Source organism: Carnobacterium sp. ISL-102, assembly GCF_018612935.1.
Lineage (GTDB): Bacteria > Bacillota > Bacilli > Lactobacillales > Carnobacteriaceae > Carnobacterium_B > Carnobacterium_B alterfunditum.
In genome coordinates this window covers 1-18,240 of the sequence record NZ_JAGGRF010000020.1, presented here as the reverse complement: position 1 = coordinate 18,240, position 18,240 = coordinate 1, and the positions used below count along the sequence as shown (strand labels likewise).

The 18,240-nt window shown below is 34.2% G+C and carries 19 protein-coding genes; 15 read left to right on the top strand and 4 right to left on the bottom strand.

Translation table 11 applies throughout. From position 1 onward, the window contains the following. Positions 1-236 precede the first annotated feature (236 nt). From J7E16_RS08170 to heR, 6 genes are all read left to right on the top strand, one after another. On the top strand, positions 237-503 hold the full coding sequence (locus J7E16_RS08170) for a hypothetical protein (RefSeq protein WP_214890792.1): 267 nt from the start codon (positions 237-239) through the stop codon (positions 501-503). Positions 504-653: 150 nt separating this feature from the next. After that, on the top strand, positions 654-1,376 hold the full coding sequence (locus J7E16_RS08165) for an alpha/beta fold hydrolase (RefSeq protein WP_214890791.1): 723 nt from the start codon (positions 654-656) through the stop codon (positions 1,374-1,376). A gap of 284 nt (positions 1,377-1,660) precedes the next feature. Then, a complete protein-coding gene (gene trhA / locus J7E16_RS08160) occupies positions 1,661-2,308 on the top strand; it encodes a PAQR family membrane homeostasis protein TrhA (RefSeq protein ID WP_034547813.1) in 648 nt (215 codons plus the stop codon). A 164-nt stretch (positions 2,309-2,472) separates the two neighbouring features. After that, positions 2,473-3,729 carry a UV DNA damage repair endonuclease UvsE gene (uvsE, locus tag J7E16_RS08155; RefSeq protein WP_214890790.1) on the top strand — a complete coding sequence of 419 codons (1,257 nt, stop codon included), beginning with the start codon at positions 2,473-2,475 and terminating at the stop codon, positions 3,727-3,729. 106 nt (positions 3,730-3,835) lie between these two features. Beyond that, positions 3,836-3,997: a UV damage endonuclease UvsE gene (locus tag J7E16_RS08150; RefSeq protein ID WP_034547815.1), complete on the top strand. Its 162-nt coding sequence runs from the start codon at positions 3,836-3,838 to the stop codon at positions 3,995-3,997. 377 nt (positions 3,998-4,374) lie between these two features. Further along, on the top strand, positions 4,375-5,166 hold the full coding sequence (heR, locus tag J7E16_RS08145) for a heliorhodopsin HeR (protein WP_034547816.1): 792 nt from the start codon (positions 4,375-4,377) through the stop codon (positions 5,164-5,166). Positions 5,167-5,334: 168 nt separating this feature from the next. On the opposite strand, the gene J7E16_RS08140 is transcribed toward heR, so the two are convergent. Continuing rightward, positions 5,335-5,931: a carboxymuconolactone decarboxylase family protein gene (locus J7E16_RS08140; RefSeq protein ID WP_214890789.1), complete on the bottom strand. Its 597-nt coding sequence runs from the start codon at positions 5,929-5,931 to the stop codon at positions 5,335-5,337. A 598-nt stretch (positions 5,932-6,529) separates the two neighbouring features. On the opposite strand from J7E16_RS08140, the gene J7E16_RS08135 reads away from it, so the two are divergent. The 3 genes from J7E16_RS08135 (at position 6,530) to J7E16_RS08125 (ending at position 9,418) form a co-directional block, all read left to right on the top strand. Further along, entirely contained in the window at positions 6,530-7,114 is a 585-nt protein-coding gene (locus J7E16_RS08135; RefSeq protein ID WP_214890788.1) for a general stress protein, read from the top strand. A gap of 152 nt (positions 7,115-7,266) precedes the next feature. Continuing rightward, on the top strand, positions 7,267-8,166 hold the full coding sequence (locus J7E16_RS08130; protein ID WP_214890785.1) for an ABC transporter ATP-binding protein: 900 nt from the start codon (positions 7,267-7,269) through the stop codon (positions 8,164-8,166). Next, positions 8,150-9,418, top strand: coding sequence for an ABC transporter permease (locus tag J7E16_RS08125; protein ID WP_353049878.1), 1,269 nt, complete (start codon positions 8,150-8,152; stop codon positions 9,416-9,418). The genes J7E16_RS08130 and J7E16_RS08125 overlap by 17 nt, the downstream gene beginning before the upstream one ends. A gap of 45 nt (positions 9,419-9,463) precedes the next feature. Here J7E16_RS08125 and J7E16_RS08120 read toward each other — a convergent pair whose 3' ends face one another. Then, on the bottom strand, positions 9,464-10,051 hold the full coding sequence (locus J7E16_RS08120; protein ID WP_353049877.1) for a YslB family protein: 588 nt from the start codon (positions 10,049-10,051) through the stop codon (positions 9,464-9,466). A gap of 220 nt (positions 10,052-10,271) precedes the next feature. Here J7E16_RS08120 and racE point away from each other — a divergent pair, with 220 nt between their 5' ends. The 6 genes from racE to J7E16_RS08090 all read left to right on the top strand — a co-directional run bounded on the left by racE (position 10,272) and on the right by J7E16_RS08090 (position 15,613). Continuing rightward, on the top strand, positions 10,272-11,090 hold the full coding sequence (gene racE / locus J7E16_RS08115) for a glutamate racemase (protein ID WP_214890779.1): 819 nt from the start codon (positions 10,272-10,274) through the stop codon (positions 11,088-11,090). Positions 11,091-11,130: 40 nt separating this feature from the next. Continuing rightward, a complete protein-coding gene (gene rph, locus J7E16_RS08110) occupies positions 11,131-12,495 on the top strand; it encodes a ribonuclease PH (protein ID WP_214890777.1) in 1,365 nt (454 codons plus the stop codon). Positions 12,496-12,523: 28 nt separating this feature from the next. Next, positions 12,524-13,042 (top strand): metallophosphoesterase, encoded by a 519-nt coding sequence (locus tag J7E16_RS08105; protein WP_214890775.1) that lies wholly within the window; start codon positions 12,524-12,526, stop codon positions 13,040-13,042. A gap of 129 nt (positions 13,043-13,171) precedes the next feature. Continuing rightward, the gene (cbpB, locus tag J7E16_RS08100; RefSeq protein WP_034547828.1) at positions 13,172-13,651 is read left to right on the top strand and encodes a cyclic-di-AMP-binding protein CbpB; all 480 of its coding nucleotides are present in this window, start codon (positions 13,172-13,174) and stop codon (positions 13,649-13,651) included. A gap of 30 nt (positions 13,652-13,681) precedes the next feature. After that, a complete protein-coding gene (gene dapD, locus J7E16_RS08095; protein ID WP_502756797.1) occupies positions 13,682-14,383 on the top strand; it encodes a 2,3,4,5-tetrahydropyridine-2,6-dicarboxylate N-acetyltransferase in 702 nt (233 codons plus the stop codon). Positions 14,384-14,473: 90 nt separating this feature from the next. Beyond that, positions 14,474-15,613 carry an N-acetyldiaminopimelate deacetylase gene (locus tag J7E16_RS08090; protein WP_214890770.1) on the top strand — a complete coding sequence of 380 codons (1,140 nt, stop codon included), beginning with the start codon at positions 14,474-14,476 and terminating at the stop codon, positions 15,611-15,613. A gap of 173 nt (positions 15,614-15,786) precedes the next feature. Here the strand turns inward: J7E16_RS08090 and J7E16_RS08085 are convergent, their stop codons facing one another. Then, the gene (locus tag J7E16_RS08085) at positions 15,787-16,953 is read right to left on the bottom strand and encodes an MGDG synthase family glycosyltransferase (RefSeq protein ID WP_214890768.1); all 1,167 of its coding nucleotides are present in this window, start codon (positions 16,951-16,953) and stop codon (positions 15,787-15,789) included. A gap of 36 nt (positions 16,954-16,989) precedes the next feature. Continuing rightward, positions 16,990-17,892 (bottom strand): mechanosensitive ion channel family protein, encoded by a 903-nt coding sequence (locus J7E16_RS08080; RefSeq protein ID WP_214890766.1) that lies wholly within the window; start codon positions 17,890-17,892, stop codon positions 16,990-16,992. Positions 17,893-18,240: the final 348 nt, after the last annotated feature.

Sequence of the window (18,240 nt, the reverse complement as noted above, 5' to 3'; positions counted from 1 at the left end):
ATGAAGTCAAAGTTAGGAGGGATTACATGAAGAAGATGTTAAAAAAGTTGGTAGCATTTTTGCCAGTAATCTGGTTCGTTGGCGGAGGAGGCTAAAGCAAGTCTAGGTTTGTCTTTCATTACTTTGACCTTAGCTAATTTTTTGAATGAGTAAGAGTTGGATAATCTACTGGCGGCTTCTTGCTCATTTTTGGATCATAACAAATAGGCCTGTCGTTTAAGAGTGGGAGGGACATTATGGAAGTAAATGTATTAGGAGTAAGAAATAGCTATGCTTATATTCTTGAGGGGAAAAATATTTTCAATACTTTACCTGTAGATGAAGATGATCTGATTGAAAATGCTGATGGAATTCTTGATTGTCCTTTTGACGGAGTGCTAAGAAAACATAAATTATCTTTAAGAGATTTAAATGATATGAAAACCACAAAATTATTATTTGTAAAATTAGAGGGCGAAAAAACCATAGTTTTGAATACGATCTGTCTTAATTTAAATATGTAAGTACTTAAAATTAAATAAATGGACCGTAAAGCGTTGATCCTAAATTAACGCTTTTTTAAACTGTGCAATTAAAAATATTGATATACTTAAAGGGAGTACTTAGTATTTTATTTTCTAACAGACAAAATTATTAAGGGATGGGTAGTTTAGATGAGAGCGATGTATATCCGATCAGAAGATGAGTACCTCTACTGCAGAGTTTTAGGAGATGGGGAACCTTTACTATTACTTCATGGAAATGGCGAAGATCATCAAATATTTGAACAACAATTGTTGCATTTTAGTAAAAAATTTAAAGTCATCGCATTAGATTCGAGAGGACATGGATGCTCCAATCATGGGGAAAAGCTGTTAACATTTCAAAGAATGGCTCAAGATATCCTTGTAATTTTACGCTACCTTAATTTATCAAAAGCAACGATCATGGGTTTTAGTGACGGAGGAAATTTAGCACTGTATTTCGCTAGTCATTATCCAGAAAAGGTGAACAAACTTATTGTGGTTGGTGCTAATTATAAAGTAGATGGATTAGAAAAAAAATCATTAACTGAAGTGAAAAGAGACTACATTTTATTTGCTATTTTAAGTAAATTTTCTTCGAAAGCTGAGAGAAAAAAACAAGTCATTGATCTTATGTGGCATCAATTAGATTTGAAATCTGTTGATTTAATAACCATAAAAGCTCCTACATTGGTAGTAGCGGGTGAGTATGATGTTATTGAAGAAAGTCATACTAAAAAACTGCATAAATTGATCAGCACAAGTAAGCTAGTCATCGTACCAAAAGCAAGTCATTTTTTGATGGTTGAAAAATATAAAGAATTCAATCAACTCGCAGAGAATTTTTTGTACGAAAAAACCAGATCTTCTTAACTCATTCAAGCGTGCGAACAATTAGGAAGCAATCATATAGAAAGTCAGAACTAATTTCTTGAATAGTTTCGATGATATAAATTATAATAACAATGCAGAGCTGTTAGTATAATTTATTACGAGTTGAAATTTTGCTTAATCATTTACTATTCGATCTAGTTTCAATAACTAGGTTGAATAGTAATTGAAACTGTGTTAATCTAATATTAAATAGAAAATAAATGACAAAGATTTTTTTCAGCAATAGTGCTTATTTGCCATGGGTTTTCAAGGAGGAAATAGATATGAGAGAAGAAACAATGTATACAAAGAAATACTTAGTCACCAATGAAGTTCTGAATGCAATCACTCATGGCATAGGAGCTATTCTAAGTATAGTAGGAATGGTATTACTCATTATGAAAGCTGTGAACACAGGAACCACTTTAGAATTGGTTTCTTATTGTATATATGGCTTTTCACAATTTTTACTCTACTTAAGTTCGACACTTTACCACAGCCTCATTTTTACACGTGCAAGAAAAATTTTTAAAATCTTTGATCACAGCAGCATCTTTCTGTTGATTGCTGGGGCATATACGCCTATCGCTCTGATCACGATCGGCGGGGCAATAGGATGGACTTTATTTGGGATCGTTTGGGTAATTGCTATTTTTGGAATTATCTATAAATGTCTCTGGATTGAAAAATTCAAAAAAATGTCGACTCTTTTATATATTGGTATGGGGTGGCTTAGTATATTTGCTGTCAAACCAATGTATATCGGATTAGGTTTTGAGGGATTTGCTTTATTGTTAGCTGGAGGACTCTCATTTACAATTGGGACCATTTTTTACAGTATGCGTAACGTTAAGTACATGCATGTCTTATGGCATTTATTTGTTTTAGCAGGTACTGGATTTATCTATTTTTCAATCTTACTATATGGATAAAAATAAGTTTGAGGAAAGCAATCTGCTTTCCTCAAACTTATTTTTTGTTGCTAACTAATATATGGCTTTAAGTGACGAGCTAGCCGATAGAACTTTTCTTGTGTTTTTTTTAAAATAAGTTGTATAATTAGACAGTTGAATAAGATTATTCAAGGAGGGATGAAATGAGTATTGGTTATGCTTGTTTAACAATAGGAATTCCGGGAACAAGTATTAGAACTTGTCGGAAAGTAAATGCAACAGAAGAAAAACTAAAAGAATTGATTCTTTTTAATTTGGAGTCACTTGAAAATATTATAGATTACAATATAAAAAATAAAATCAAATTATTTCGTATTAGCTCAGATATCATCCCTTTTGGTTCAAGTCCGGTCAACACATTAGCATGGTGGGAACTATTTAAACCTCAATTTGAACAGATCGGACAAAAAATCAAAGCTGGTGGAATGCGTGTATCGATGCATCCCGGACAATATACGGTATTAAATTCACCAGATGAAGATGTTGTATCGAGAGCGATTGAAGATTTAAATTATCATGCACGCTTTTTAGATAGTCTTGGAGTCGGTTCCGAACATAAAATAGTGTTGCATATTGGTGGTGTCTACCAAGAAAAAGAGATTGCTGTGAAGCGTTTTGTCAGCAGTTATCAAATGTTATCAGATACAATAAAAAAAAGACTGGTAATTGAGAATGATGACCGTTCTTATACCGTTTCTGATGTATTATCGGTTAGTCTAATGACAGGAGCTCCGGTTATTTATGATAATCTTCATAATGCTATCAATACAAGTGATGTAACAAAAGATGATGCTTATTGGATTGAACTGACCCGCAAAACATGGAAGCCTGAAGATGGTCCTCAAAAAATACATTATTCTCAACAAAGTGCAATGAGCCGAATAGGGGCACATACGCGAACAATTTCACTTGATCCATTTATGGATTTTTATCATCAGGTCTCAAGAGAAGACTTGGATATTATGTTAGAGGTAAAAGATAAGAGTCTTTCTGCTATAAAGTGCATTATTGCGACAACACCGCAGCAGCATGTCAAATTATTGGAAAAAGAATGGAGTCTGTATAAATACAGTGTTTTAGAAAGATCACCAAAGCTATATGATGCGATACGTCAATTATTAAAAGATAAAAATAGTTTTCCTGCACTAGATTTCTATCGATTAGTGGACCAATCATTAGAAATGGAAGTGACAACAGGAACTGCGGTGAATGCTGCTGCTCATGTTTATGGTTATTTTAAAAATAAAGCAACAGAAAAAGAAAAAATTGCTTTTTTTAAACAATTAGATAAAGTTGAAAAAAATGAGGGCTCACTAAAAACATTAAAGAAAATGTTGTGGAAATTAGCTGTAAACTACAATGAACCTTATTTGCTTGAATCATATTATTTTATACTTTAAACTAAATAATGCTTAAAAAATGATTGATGATGGGTAAAAATTGCAGTATACTACTTTATTAGATCAAGAAAAAATCTATTAATTCACATATGAAAGAGGATAAAATATGAATATACAAAAAATTGTCGCCTTAGTCATTTTACTTTCAGGAGTTATTTTACTTGTTTACGGATTTGTAGAGAGCAATCAGGTTTCATTTATTACGGGAATTGTTCTGATCGTGATCACGATTTTAGATTATATGAAATTAAAAAACAAGGAAAAATAACGGTAATAAGTCAATATCCGTTAATTAACATATGAAAAAATGCTTAGTTTTTTTAACCCTTCTTTGACACTTATAGAAAAAACCAATAAACGCTGATTATACAGCTTTTATTGGTTTTTTTTATGTAGTTAAAAAGAGTGCTTTTTTTTCGAAGATAAATTTTTTTAACAGTCGTTATGTAATGTATACTGCGATTTATTTCTTTAAGGGGCATTACAGTAAACAACTGGAATAGTAGTTGTGGAGTGTACTTAATGATTGGGTCATTCTGGTGGAAATAACCATCCGAATAGAATATAATAAAATTAATAAATAGGATAGCGGTCCACACTTGCTGGAGAGACATTTTATTTTAAAAGAGAGAGGGGTTTTAACTGATGAGAGAGATTACACATGCTAAATTAAGGAAATTCAACATGATCATGGGAGGCCTTCATTTGCTTCAAGGGCTTGCAATGCTTTTTCTGGCGACAAGCGTGATCCAAACAATTGGGGAATTTTCGCCACAAATCACGCAAAATTATTTGGCGTTCAATCAAGAGACGAGTTCACTTGAACTGGAATCAAAAGTATTGTTCGACTTGCCATTCGGTATTTTAGTGGCTTCATTTTTATTCATCTCGGCTGGTGCACATGCACTTATTTCGATACCAAAAAAACTGAATGATATTTACAATTCAGATTTAGAAAAGGGCATTAATAAATTCCGTTGGTTTGAGTACGCAATTAGTTCTTCTATTATGATTGTTTTGATTGCGACGTTGTTCGGAATCTATGATATTGCATCGCTCGTATTAATATTCGCAGTCAATGCGACGATGAACTTATTTGGTTTAGTCATGGAACAATTGAATACTGGTAAATCAAAAGGAAACATCATCTGGGGGCCGTTCATTTGGGGTTCAATTGCCGGTATCGCACCTTGGATAGCCATCCTGTTGTACATGTTCGGCAATGGTAATTTTGATCAGGTCCCTTGGTTCGTATGGGCCATCGTCGGGACGTATTTTGTGGCATTCAACACTTTCCCCGTAAACATGATTTTACAATACAAGAAAATTGGGAAATGGAAAGATTATGTCTATGGTGAAAGAATCTACATCATCTTAAGTCTTGTTGCCAAATCTATTTTGGCTTGGCTGGTTCTTTTCGGAGCCATGCAGCCTTAATTTATAAATATTTTAAAAAAAATCAAATAAAAATAAGAATGAAAGCCTGCTATTTGAGAGGTCTTCGTTCTTATTTTTTAGGAAATGATAAATTTTCTAAGTGTAAAATTACTTTTTAGGTCAAATAGTATCCTCGTTAAACATTGCTAAACGAATCAAGACAGCCTCTCATGAAAAATGGATGATTGGCTTTTTCAAAAGGTCAGCAATGATTGCTTGAAAGATAGCCACAGGAAGATAAATGATGAGGCTGGAAATCATGCCTAGTTCATAGGACAGGCTGCTTTTCTTGATGGCCTTGCCTTTTATGCGACTAAATAAAGCGCTCAATGCGATGCCGTGGACATTCCCAATCATGATGGAACGGATCGCTCCTAAGATTCCTGTTGCTTTATTTTCTCCATACAGTGATACGATACGGTTCCATGATTCTTCAGTTGGGTTGCCACGAGTATCTGCATAGTGTTGAGCAAACAGAAAGGCGGGCATTTCATCGGAAGGGATATCATCAGCTGTTCCGGTCAATAGATTCTGTATTTCCTGATTGCTAAAGCCTTGTTCAAGAGCCATCTTTGTGTGGGCATAAGAACAAACTTCGCAACCGTTGACCTCCGTCACACCCAACATGATCCTTTCAATGAGTTCTGATTGCAATGATTTGTCTTTTTTGGCTTTGATCATGTATTTCATTGTCCGTAATCCCTGATAAAGAATGGGATAAAACTCTTGGACTGAATAGATTTTTTTGTAGAATTCTTGTGCCATTTCAGTCTCCTTTTACTTTGTCATCGTCACATTATAGTCTCACCAACAATCATTATACCCCACGGTGTATATATTGTACATTATTATGTTTAACTATAAAAAGTAAAATAAGAATCTGATGCTTTTAAATGCATAAGAATATTTTTTTGTAATAGTAGATCACGTGAAATAGCGTCATTTGTAATAAAGGAGTTTGTCAAAAGATGAGCTATTTCGATTCTTAAGCTATTGTTCGATAGGTAAATACTGAAATATCGCGTCTATTTCTACTAGTTAGTGAAAAAGAGCAAAGTAATTAGTGCTTTTAAGAACTAAGTGTGGTATGCTATTGGATGTAGATGTACGTGGTGTTTCACTTTTTAGAGGTCAAACGATTGTTTTTTCTTGTGTTTAAATAAGGTATAGGTTCGAATCCTATCTTCTACATTCTCAACTACCTTAACTAAAGGTAGTTTTTTTTACTTTATAAGGAATTAATACAAAAGATATTGATGGTTTGTAAGGTTAAATAAATTTTAAACCGTATTATTTGGGAACGCCTTCTTTATTTGGTACTATTATGTTGTAGAAATTAAATATGATAGGAGGGCAAATAAGTATGGTGAAAAAATTCAAAGGTGCTTACCAATCAGTTGAGGAAGCTGCAGCTCAAGTTGAACATTTGATTACAGAAGGTTATCAGCCTGAAGATATAACTGTTGTTACTCATAAAGAAAATAAAGGTACGATTGAAAGTTTAACTATTGCAGAAGTGGACCCTATTCTTAATAAACAAAATAAATCAGTATGGGATCGTGTCAGAGATACGTTTAGTGAATCAGAGGTCGAGAACCCGCTTAAAAAATATAAATTAGATTTTGGAATTACAGAACGATACAATAAAACAATAAAGCATGGTGGTTATGTGATCATCACTGAGGAAACAGAAGCAAACCAAGTGGATCATCATCCAAGAAATAGATTGATAAAAGATAAACATGATCCCACTTTGCCGACTATTGGTGAGGTATCAGCATCTGTTAAAGGAAAAATCCCGACTGGAAGTAACAAAGGACCTTCGATAGAAGGGATTCCTCTAAAAGAATCTGATGGAACATTCGGTGGGAATCATCCAATCGACAATCCAAGTATGCCTAGAGCACCAGGAACAGACTTACAACGGGATATTCAAGTAGATAAATAAAAGTGTATCGAAAAGCGAATTGAGACAACTGTCTCAATTCGCTTTTTAGCTTTGATCAAGAGGAACAAAAGCTCCTTTAGTTATTGATAGTTTATTGGTAGAAAGTCTGTTAAACTTAATATCTAAATACATAGATATTAGGGGGAAAAGTTATGCTAGAAGTTAAGAATTTGAAAAAAACTTTCGGAGCACTGACAGCTGTTGATAATATCAGTTTTACGATTCCGGATGGTCAAATTCTAGGTATGATCGGTCAGAATGGAGCAGGAAAAACGACAACTTTTCGGTTGATATTAAACTTTTTAACAGCTGATTCTGGGGAAATTTTATGGAATGGACAACCAATAAAAAAAGCGGATTATGATATTATCGGTTATTTACCAGAGGAACGTGGCTTATATCCTAAAGTTTCAATAGAAGATCAAATTATTTATTTTGCGCAATTACGAGGGAAATCTAAAAAAGAAATCAAGCCTCAAATAGATAAATGGATGGAAAAGTTTCAAGTTAAAGGAAAGAAAACGGATAAAATCAAATCGTTATCTAAAGGCAACCAACAAAAAATCCAGTTGATTGCTACGCTGATCCATCAGCCTAAGCTCGTTATTTTGGATGAACCGTTTAGTGGATTAGATCCCGTTAATGCTAGTTTATTAGAAGCAGGGATCAAAGAATTGAAAAAGCAAGGAGCATCTGTTATCTTTTCTAGCCACAACATGAATAACGTTGAAGATATCTGTGATCATTTAGTTATGTTACGAGATGGTAAAATGGTATTAGATGGAACAGTTCGCGAAATCAGAGAGCAGTTCGGACGGAAAAAACTATTTTTGGAAACACTAGTTTCTAATGATGAATTAAAAGAGATGCCAGGAGTATTGAAGGTCGAAACGACAAAGGATGGTTTAAAAGTTCTTGATTTAGAACATCCGGAAGATGGAAAGGCAATTTTTGAAAAAGTGACAAAAAATGGTTATATCACTACTTTCAGTCAGCAGCCACCCACTATAGAAGAAATCTTTAAAATGAAAGCTGGTGAACCTATTGAATAAGTTTTGGGTGATCGTGAGTGATGTCTATAAAAAAAATGTTAAGTCCTTTAGTTTTTTAACAATGGTACTTTCACCTATAGTGATGCTCTTGATCATTGGTGGAGTTGTCTATTTTATCGATCAAACTGAAAATGATACGCCTGAAATTGCTATTTTAACAACTGACCAAGAAGTACAGACGCTATTAGCAACAGAAGAAGATCAATTTACCATCAATAAAGAAATTACAACTAAAGAAGCTGCAGAAGAAGCTATGAAGCAAGAAGAGTTAGATGGTTATTTGGAAGTCAGCTCTGAAAATCAACTCGTTACCGCTAAGTATGTGGATACGTCGTCCAGTGATACTTTGAATGTGACTGTTTTAAGCGGTCTTTTGACAGCTATTCAGTTAAATAGAAAAGCTGCGGAATATGGATTGACACAACAAGAAACCAAGGAATTAATATCGCCAGCTAATCTAGCAACTGAAACGATCGATTTTGAAAATGGCGAAATAAGAAGCCAAGACAGTACTGCTGAGACCATCAAAATGTGGAGTTCCTATATTGTTGGGATCGCAATTTTTATTTTTATTATTAATTATGCAAGCATTATTGGGACAGAAATTGCATCTGAAAAAGGGACACGGATCATGGAAGTGATTTTATCAAGCGTTTCTTCAACTGTTCATTTTTTCGGGAAATTAGCAGGTATTTTATTGGTTTGTCTGACACAAATCATTATATATGTTATTTTGATTTTGATTGCTTATCCTTTTGTGAAAAACATGAAATTTATTCAAGAACTCTTGCAAGGCATTGATCTTGGAGAGTTGTTGAGTAATTTAATTGGCACAACACTTATTTACTTTGTATTAGGAATCATATTGTATGCTGGATTAGCAGCCTTCTTTGGTTCATTAGTAACTAAAATCGAGGATGTCAATAAAGCTGTTACACCTTTGATTTTCTTGGCAATGATTGGATTCTACGGTGGGTTATTTGCTTTCGCTAGTCCAAATCAACTTATTGTTAAGGTTGGTTCGTATATTCCTTTTTTCACACCATTCATTATGCCGTTTAGGGTAGCAAGCGAAACGGTCTCAACTGTTGGAATAGGGATTTCTATCGTCGTGATGATTGTGTTCACAATATTATTCACCTTGTTATCACTAGTTATGTATCGCTCAAATGTGCTAGTCTACTCAGATGCTGGAATGATGAAAACGATGAAAACATCTTGGAGTATTTTAAAAAATGAACGGAAAAAATAAAATCAAAAAAACTGGGCTATTTGCATCCCAGTTTTTTTGATTCGATCATAATTTATGCCTGGAAGATCTTGAAGGTAAAGCTTGTTCATCTGATTCAGTAAGTTTATCATTCATCAGACTATTTTTTTCATCTCGATTATCCTTGTTATCATCCAAAATAAAATGAGTCAATGGTTCTTCAATTGATAAACGGTCTTGTGCATCTGATTGCACGATAAAAGTAATGATTTTTGTTTTCTTATTGACTTCAGTTAGAGCTTCAGTATACAAACTATCTTGCATTTGAATTTGTTCAGCTAGAAATCCAGCTTCTAAATTAAAGCTAGACTGTACGTGTTCTAAACGAGCCTGCACAATTTCACCGGACAAAGTATAAATCTGTTTGTTGTGTTGACCCTTACTCAATTTTAGTAGGCCAAAACCGGATTTATCAAAAAATTGAATAATATCTTGTCTGTTTTTAAGTGGGTATTGTCTAGCCAATTCTTTGCCAGCCCAATATAAAATTTCATGTGTATCTGCTCCTAATAAATTGGGTATCAATATATCTCTGATCAATTCGTATCCAAACAAGGAAGGCATATCATTAAATTTTTCTAGATCCACTTGTTGTTCATTTTTGCTTCTACTCACTTGCTCATTCACCTCTTCTGTCATTCACGATTTATTATAACGTGATTTGAAACAGAAACCTACACTTTTACAAAAAAATGCGATTCAGTGATTTTTAACAAATAAAAAAGGGGTATTTAAATATTTATCAAAGTTAATTTACTTAATCCCTTGAATTTAAGTGTAAAAAAAGGGAAAATAAGAAGAGTGTACAAATGAAACTAAATTGAGGTTGTTAAAAATGAAAAAACAAGCGATAGGTTTTATAGATTCAGGAGTTGGTGGTTTAACTGTAGTGAAAGAGGCTATGCGACAACTTCCAAATGAATCCATTTATTATGTAGGAGATACTGCCCGTTGCCCTTATGGCCCAAGACCTGAAGAACAAGTCAGACAGTTCACTTGGGAAATGACGCATTTTTTATTGAATAAGGATATTAAAATGCTCGTAATTGCTTGCAATACTGCTACTGCAGTAGCTTTAGAAGATTTGAAAAAGAAATTAGCTATACCAATCATCGGTGTTATCTTACCCGGAAGCCGCGCTGCCATCAAGGCAACAAAAAATAATCGCATCGGAATCATTGGAACTGAAGGTACGGTAAATAGCGATAAATATAAAAAAATGATTCAATCAAAAGACCTTTTGACATCCGTGAATAGTTTAGCTTGTCCAAAATTTGTCCCTTTGGTTGAAAGTAATGAGTACAGAAGTTCGATTGCTAAAAAAATTGTCGCAGAAACTTTGAAACCGATCAAAAATAAAAAAATCGATACATTAATTTTAGGCTGTACTCATTACCCTTTGTTGAGCGCTATAATTCAAAACGTGATGGGAGATTCAGTGACATTGATTGATTCAGGTGCGGAAACGATCAGTGAAGTGAGTACTATTTTAGATTACTTTAATCTTGCAGAATTAAGTGAAAACAAAGAAGTTTCCGAACGAAAATTTTTCACCACAGGATCTACCCACATGTTTAATGATATTGCCTCTCAATGGTTAGGCGATGAGGCATTAGATATTGAACATATTAAGTTAGGAACAGAAAAAATTTAAGCTAGAGCTAAGAGCTCGACTAAAAAAGTGAGGTTCAAGTATGCGCGCAGATGGTAGAAAAAATGACGAAAATCGATTGGTGACAATAGAAACCAATTATTTGAAACACCCTGAAGGATCGGTATTAGTTACTTTCGGTGATACGAAAGTAATTTGTAATGCAACAATTGAAACTAAAGTTCCACGTTTTTTAAAGGGAATGAAAAGCGGCTGGGTCCATGCTGAATACAGTATGCTGCCTAGGGCTACTAATACGCGAAATATTCGTGAAGCAGCTAAAGGTAAACTAAGCGGCCGTACAATGGAAATCCAACGGCTGATTGCTCGTTCATTACGCTCAAGCATCGATTTAGAAGCGTTAGGAGAACGTTCTATCACGGTAGATTGTGACGTGATCCAAGCAGACGGTGGAACGCGTACTGCTAGTGTGACAGGCGCATTTGTAGCTTTGAAATTAGCTATTCAAACATTGTTAGATAGTGGTGAATTGGCACTTAGTCCTATAAAAGAAAATGTAGCCGCTATAAGCGTAGGAATTTTAACGGATGGACAAGCTGTGTTAGATTTAAATTATTTAGAAGATAGTGCAGCAGATGTGGATATGAATTTAGTTATGACTTCTGGCGGACAATTTGTTGAAATTCAAGGTACAGGTGAAGAAGCTACCTTTTCTGCCGATCAACTTTCAGTATTATTAGAATTTGGGAAAAAAGGAATCAAAGAATTGATACAAATACAAAATGATGCTTTTGATCAAGCGGTCGCTTTAAAAAATGAAGAAGTAACGATTCATCAGGCGGTTGCCAAAGATGAAATTTTAATTGCGACAAATAATGTTGGCAAAGCAAAAGAATTCGAAGCGTTGTTTGCTGAAAAAGGATTCAAGGTGAAAACATTGCGCGATTTCCCAGAGATTCCTGAAGTTGAGGAAACAGGAAACACATTTAAAGAAAATGCACTATTAAAAGCAGAAACGATTGCCCATACACTCAACATGGTAGTGCTAGCTGATGATTCAGGATTGAAAGTTGATGCACTAGATGGTGCACCAGGAGTGTTCTCTGCTCGTTATGCTGGGGAATTTAAAAGTGATGCCGCGAATAATGCAAAATTATTGCATGAATTAACAGATATACCCAAAGAAAAGCGGACTGCTCAATTTCATTGTACTCTTGCACTTGCTTTACCAGGTAAAGACAGCTTGGTTGTTGAAGGCGAAGTAGAAGGATCCATCTTGACCATTCCTAAAGGGGAAAATGGTTTTGGCTATGATCCGTTATTTTTTGTTGAAAGTAAAGGCAAAACAATGGCCGAGTTGTCTCAAGAAGCTAAAAATACTTTAAGTCATCGTGCGGTAGCATTAGAAAAATTAGATGAAGTATGGGATGAATGGATAAACCGTTAACATAATGCATCATTAATGGGGGTAAAGCATGAAAATATTAGTTATAAGCGATAGTCATGGGGATCGGGAAATTTTAGTTGAACTCGTTGAACGCTATAAGGATGAAGTAGATCAAATTTTTCATTGCGGTGATTCCGAATTGGAAGCAACAGATCCAATTTGGGATTCAGTGATGGCAGTTAGAGGGAATATGGATTTTACTGATGAGTATAAGTTGACACAAATCGCTGATGTAAAAAATGAACGCATATTTATGGCTCATGGGCATCGATTTAATGTTAATCATGGCATGCAGGAGTTAGTTTATGCAGCCCAAGCAGAAAATGCGGATTATGCATTTTTTGGGCATACTCATCAAGCTAAATCTGAAAAAATAAACAATATAGTAGTAGTGAATCCTGGTAGTATTTCAGAGCCGAGGGGTCACTATCAAGTACCAACTTACGCCATTGTCGAGAGCGATGAGCACCAAATAGCGGTTACTTATTACAATAGAGCACATAAATCCATGGATGAGTTAAACAGTCATTTTTCTAAAAATAAGTAAACAAAAAGCTTTTTAAACTGGCTTATCATTTTTTGTTTATTTCTATTGAGTTACTACTCTTTAACGAACTTTTAACGTAGAATAGAATAGTACTTGGATCTAGTAATCTAAAGAAAGGAAATGAAGATAATGATTGGGAAAGAAATTGGTAAGATGTTACTGGAAAATAAAGAGAATCTTTTGATTCCAGCTGACAGAGTAGCCCATGTTCAAATGAATAATCGATTGAATCATGCATTATTAGTTCTTACAAAAATAGGGTATTCAGTTATTCCGGTTCTAGATAATAATTATAAAATTAGAGGACTTATTTCTATGCCCATGATTATTGAAGCGATAACAGGATTAGAAGATATCAACTTTGATAAATTAGGTGATATAGTGGTTTCAGATGTGATGAACACTGATTTTGCTGTGGTAAACGACCCTTATGATCTAGAAGAAGTTCTTCATTTATTAGTGAATCATGCATTTATATGTGTAGCAAGTGACGATGGCAGTTTTATTGGGATCATCACGAGAAGTGAAATCTTAAAAGGAACGAATCGAATTGCCCACGAGTTTGAAAATAAATATGATGTGATCCGAAAAACAGAACATTTGCATTGAAAAGTTACTAATTAGTAAAGGATGATGAAAATGAATGCTAATGAAATTATTGAATTTATAGCTAAAAGTGAAAAAAAAACACCAGTAAAAGTTTATTTAAAAGGTAAATTAGATCAACTAAATTTTCCTGAATCCATCAAAAATTTCACAACTGATGAAGTAGGTACTATTTTTGGTGAATGGAGTGTGATTGAACCTTTCTTAGAAGAGAATAAGGAATGGATCAAAGATAAAGTAATTGAGAATGATCGCCGTAATTCTGCTATTCCATTAGTGGATATGAAAAAATTTAAAGCTCGAATTGAGCCAGGTGCTTTTATACGGGATCAAGTCGAAATAGGTGATTCAGCCGTGATCATGATGGGCGCTGTAATTAATATTGGTGCAATCATCGGTGAAAAAACAATGATCGATATGGGTGCTGTATTGGGCGGGAGAGCAATAGTTGGGAAAAACTGTCATATAGGTGCAGGCACAGTATTAGCAGGTGTAGTCGAACCGGCTAGTGCTCAACCCGTTATTGTAGAAGATAATGTTTTGATCGGGGCTAATGCAGTTGTATTGGAAGGTGTTCGAATTGGAGAAGGTGCCATTGTTGCAGCAGGTGCTATTGTTATCCAAGATGTTGAACCTTATACCGTTGTAGCTGGAACACCGGCAAAAAAAATCAAAAACGTTGACGAAAAAACAAAAAGTAAAACAGGTTTAATTGATGCTTTACGCGAACTATAGATATAAAAAAAGATAAAATCAAAAGAGCGTGAAACAGATAGGAGAAATCTCATTCTGCTTCATCTCTTTTTTTAGAAGAGAGTGAAGAAAATGACACAAGAGAACCCTTTTATCCAAATGCGAAGAGAATTGCATTTGATTCCTGAAATTGGTTTAGAAGAGTACAAAACGCATGATTATCTAATGTCTAAAATCAAAAAGTTGCCACAGGAAAATTTAAAAATAAAAACATGGGAAACGGCTATTGTAGTCCGTGTAAAAGGCAGCGTTGGGGAAAAAACGATTGGTTGGAGAACCGATATAGATGGTTTGCCAGTAATAGAAGAAACAGACTTACCTTTTCGATCTATTCACGATGGAAGAATGCATGCCTGTGGTCATGATGTACACATGTCGATTGCATTAGGATTATTAACGTATTTTAGTTCTCATCAAACAGTAGATGATTTAGTGTTTATTTTTCAACCAGCTGAAGAGAATGTGAGCGGAGCAAAAATCATTTATGATAGTGGTTTTTTAAATGATTATATGCCAGACGAAATTTATGCACTGCATGTGAAACCGGATTTACCAGTAGGAACTTTAGGAACAAAAGTAGGAACGTTATTTGCTGGCACATGTGCGATCAATGTAGAATTTCGCGGTACAGGCGGACACGCTGCATACCCGCATGAATCGAATGATATGATAGTAGCTGCAAGTCAATTTATCAATCAAATTCAAACGATCATTAGTCGAAGTGTTAACCCAATGGAAGGTACAGTGATTACTTTAGGAACAATGCATGCTGGAACAGCTGGAAATATTATTAGTGGATATGCTAGCCTTACTGGGACTATAAGAACATTAACCTCTGAGATGAGTAAGTTGACCCAACAAAGAGTAAGAGATATTGTTAAAGGGATCGAGTTGTCTTATAATTGCAAAATTTATTTAGATTTAGACCAAGGTGGTTATTACCCTGTAGTCAACAACGAAGTAGAAACGCTGGCCTTTATTGATTATATGACAAAAAAACAAGGTGTCGAATACAAAGATATGGAAACAGAAATGACAGGTGAAGATTTTGGCTATTATTTAGACAAAATTCCTGGCACGATGTTTTGGTTAGGTGTCGATTGTCCTTATGGTTTGCATCACCCTAAAATGACACCAAATGAAAAAGCTATCCCCTTTGCTATCGAACATGTAGGTGATTTTTTAGAAAAAAAAGCTAACAGACTATTGTAAAATAATTAAAAAAGTTCCCAGTTTAAATCAATTGATTTAAACTGGGAACTTTTTTGATAATCTTGAATTTGGCATCGGTCATTTAATGAATAAATAAAGCAAATCCATTAAAAAGTAAAGCACGAACGTATTCAACGAACAGCAATTGAATACGTTGAAACAAGAATTTTTAATCAACTTTCAATCTCATTTGAGTTATGGTCAGCCTCATTAAAAATAGAAGGTTTTTCAATCAGCGCTAAAACTTTATCTATTATAAGTGCAGATGCGTGCGGATGGAAGTGATTTTCCATTTGATCGGTCAAATTTTTTGCTAAATGAGGTTGTTTTAATAAAATTGAAATAGCTGGTACAATCTCATCTTCTGATTTTGTAACAATGGCCATTCCTTCTTTTTCGAAAAATCTTGCATTATCTTTTTCTTGTCCAGGAACAGCAGGTGTTAAAACTAAAGGGATTCGAATTGCCAGAGCTTCTGAAAGAGAAATCCCCCCAGCTTTAGTAACCATAATGTCAGATTGATTCATCAAATCGGCCATATTCGAAACGTACCCAAGAATAGTTATGTTGCCATCACTTTTATAAGCTTGCATAAGTTCATTGAAAAGTAGTTTATTAGAACCGCAGACGACTGTTATATGCAAATTTTTTTTCACTTTTAATTCTTCGATAATTTGAGCTAAATCTTTTACTACTCCGTAAGCACCAGCAGAAATTAGTAAGTTCTTTGTTTGAATGGAGATATCAGACTCATGAGAAGAAGGCTTATCATAAAGGTAAAATTCTTCTTTTATAGGAATACCTGATACGGTAATTTTATTTTCATTTATTCCAGTATCTACTAATTCTTTCTTCAAACTATCACAAGCTACAAAAAAATAATCGATGCCGTCTGAAATCCAGCGAGTATGCAAGCAGAAATCAGTTAATACATTAATAAATGGGATCACAGCCTTGGTACTTTTGGTATGCTGTTTGTAGATAGGCAAAGCTTGCATTGGAAAAGTATTGATCACAAGATCAAAATCATTTTCTTTCATCAGCTGACTGATACGCATATAACCATATCTGTCGATCATTCGATCAATTCTAAAATCAGTTAATCTAAAATCAGATTTATAATAAAGAAAGCCATAGATGTTTTGCCCTTTAGTAAAACTTTTAATGTAAAGTTTCCTAGTAACGTTAGTCAAAACAGGATGTGCTTCGTAAAATAAATCTGATGTAATAATATTGGAGATGCCACGTTTATTTAATTCTGTAATTAGGGAACGGGTCACCTCAAGATGACCATTTCCATAACTTCCAGTTAAAATTAATATTTTAGGTGGTACTGACATTAACGTTTGCCTCCTTTGGTTAAAGATACGAAATTGTTACTGTACAATATTAAGCGGATTGACAGGTATTTCAATGCCCTCTTTTGTTAAAGCAGTTACGTATGCTTGAGAAAAAGCATTCTGTATTTCATATTCATGTCCATGTAAGACAAATATCACAATTCTTACCCCGTAGTAACCATTTCCAAGATGAATCAAGCCTAAACTAGTAGGAGGTTCGGTAATATCTGGATACTGTGGAACAATTTGATCATTCACATTTGCGATGATTAAATTTACTTTTTCGATATCAGTATTTGGTAAAAGCCGAATGTCAACTTGAGCACGCATGTCTTCACGTGATTTATTGCTTACGATAGTAATATAGCGATTAGGTACAAAGTTAAGCGTTCCATCAAAGCTTTTTACTTTAGTTGTTTTTAAATTCACATCAACAACAGTACCCGAAACAGTATCTAAGTTAACAATATCGCCGACGTCTATTTGCTTTTCAAGCAGTAGAAAAAAACCATTTACTATATCGCTGACAAATCCTTGAGCCCCAAGAGATAAAGCTAAACCGATGACACCGGCCCCAGCAAGCAGAGTACCGACAGGAATACCAATAGCTGAAAGAATCGCATAGAACAAGAAAAAGCCTACAAAGGATTGAAATAAATTTTTGGTCAAATTATAGAGTGTATTTAAGCGATTTGTAGATATATCTTTTTTCTTGCGGTAATTTTCAAATGTCCGTTCAATAAAAAAGTTTCCAATGATTTTTACAACGAAAAAGAAAATCATGAAAAATAAAATTTGAATGACACTGGCTGTCACCATGGAAATAATACTGCTCCAATCGATTGAAGTCCAAAATTCCGAAAAAATATTGGTCTGTTCTGTCAAAGTATCAACAACATCAACTGCAATTGAACTATCTAATTGATTACTACTGTCCATAAACTAAATACTCCTTTAAATAAATATATTTCTATTTGAATGTTCTTTATCATAATAACAAATATCTAAGCAAAATTATAGTGACAGCTGTATTAAGAAAAGTCTAAATTTTTAAATGAAAATGAAAGGCGGATTTTATAATGAAGTTAGCCACCGCTAACTAAAAAAAACGCCACGTGAATTTCATGTTATATTGAAGTTACCACTAACTCTCAATAGACAAGGATGAATTCACATGACGCAAACTAAGAATAACATAGATTCACGTAAGGGAAAACACCTTTCTTATGCCGAACGCTGCCAAATCGAGGTTCTAAAAAAGGAAAAAAAATAAAAACAAAAAAAAAA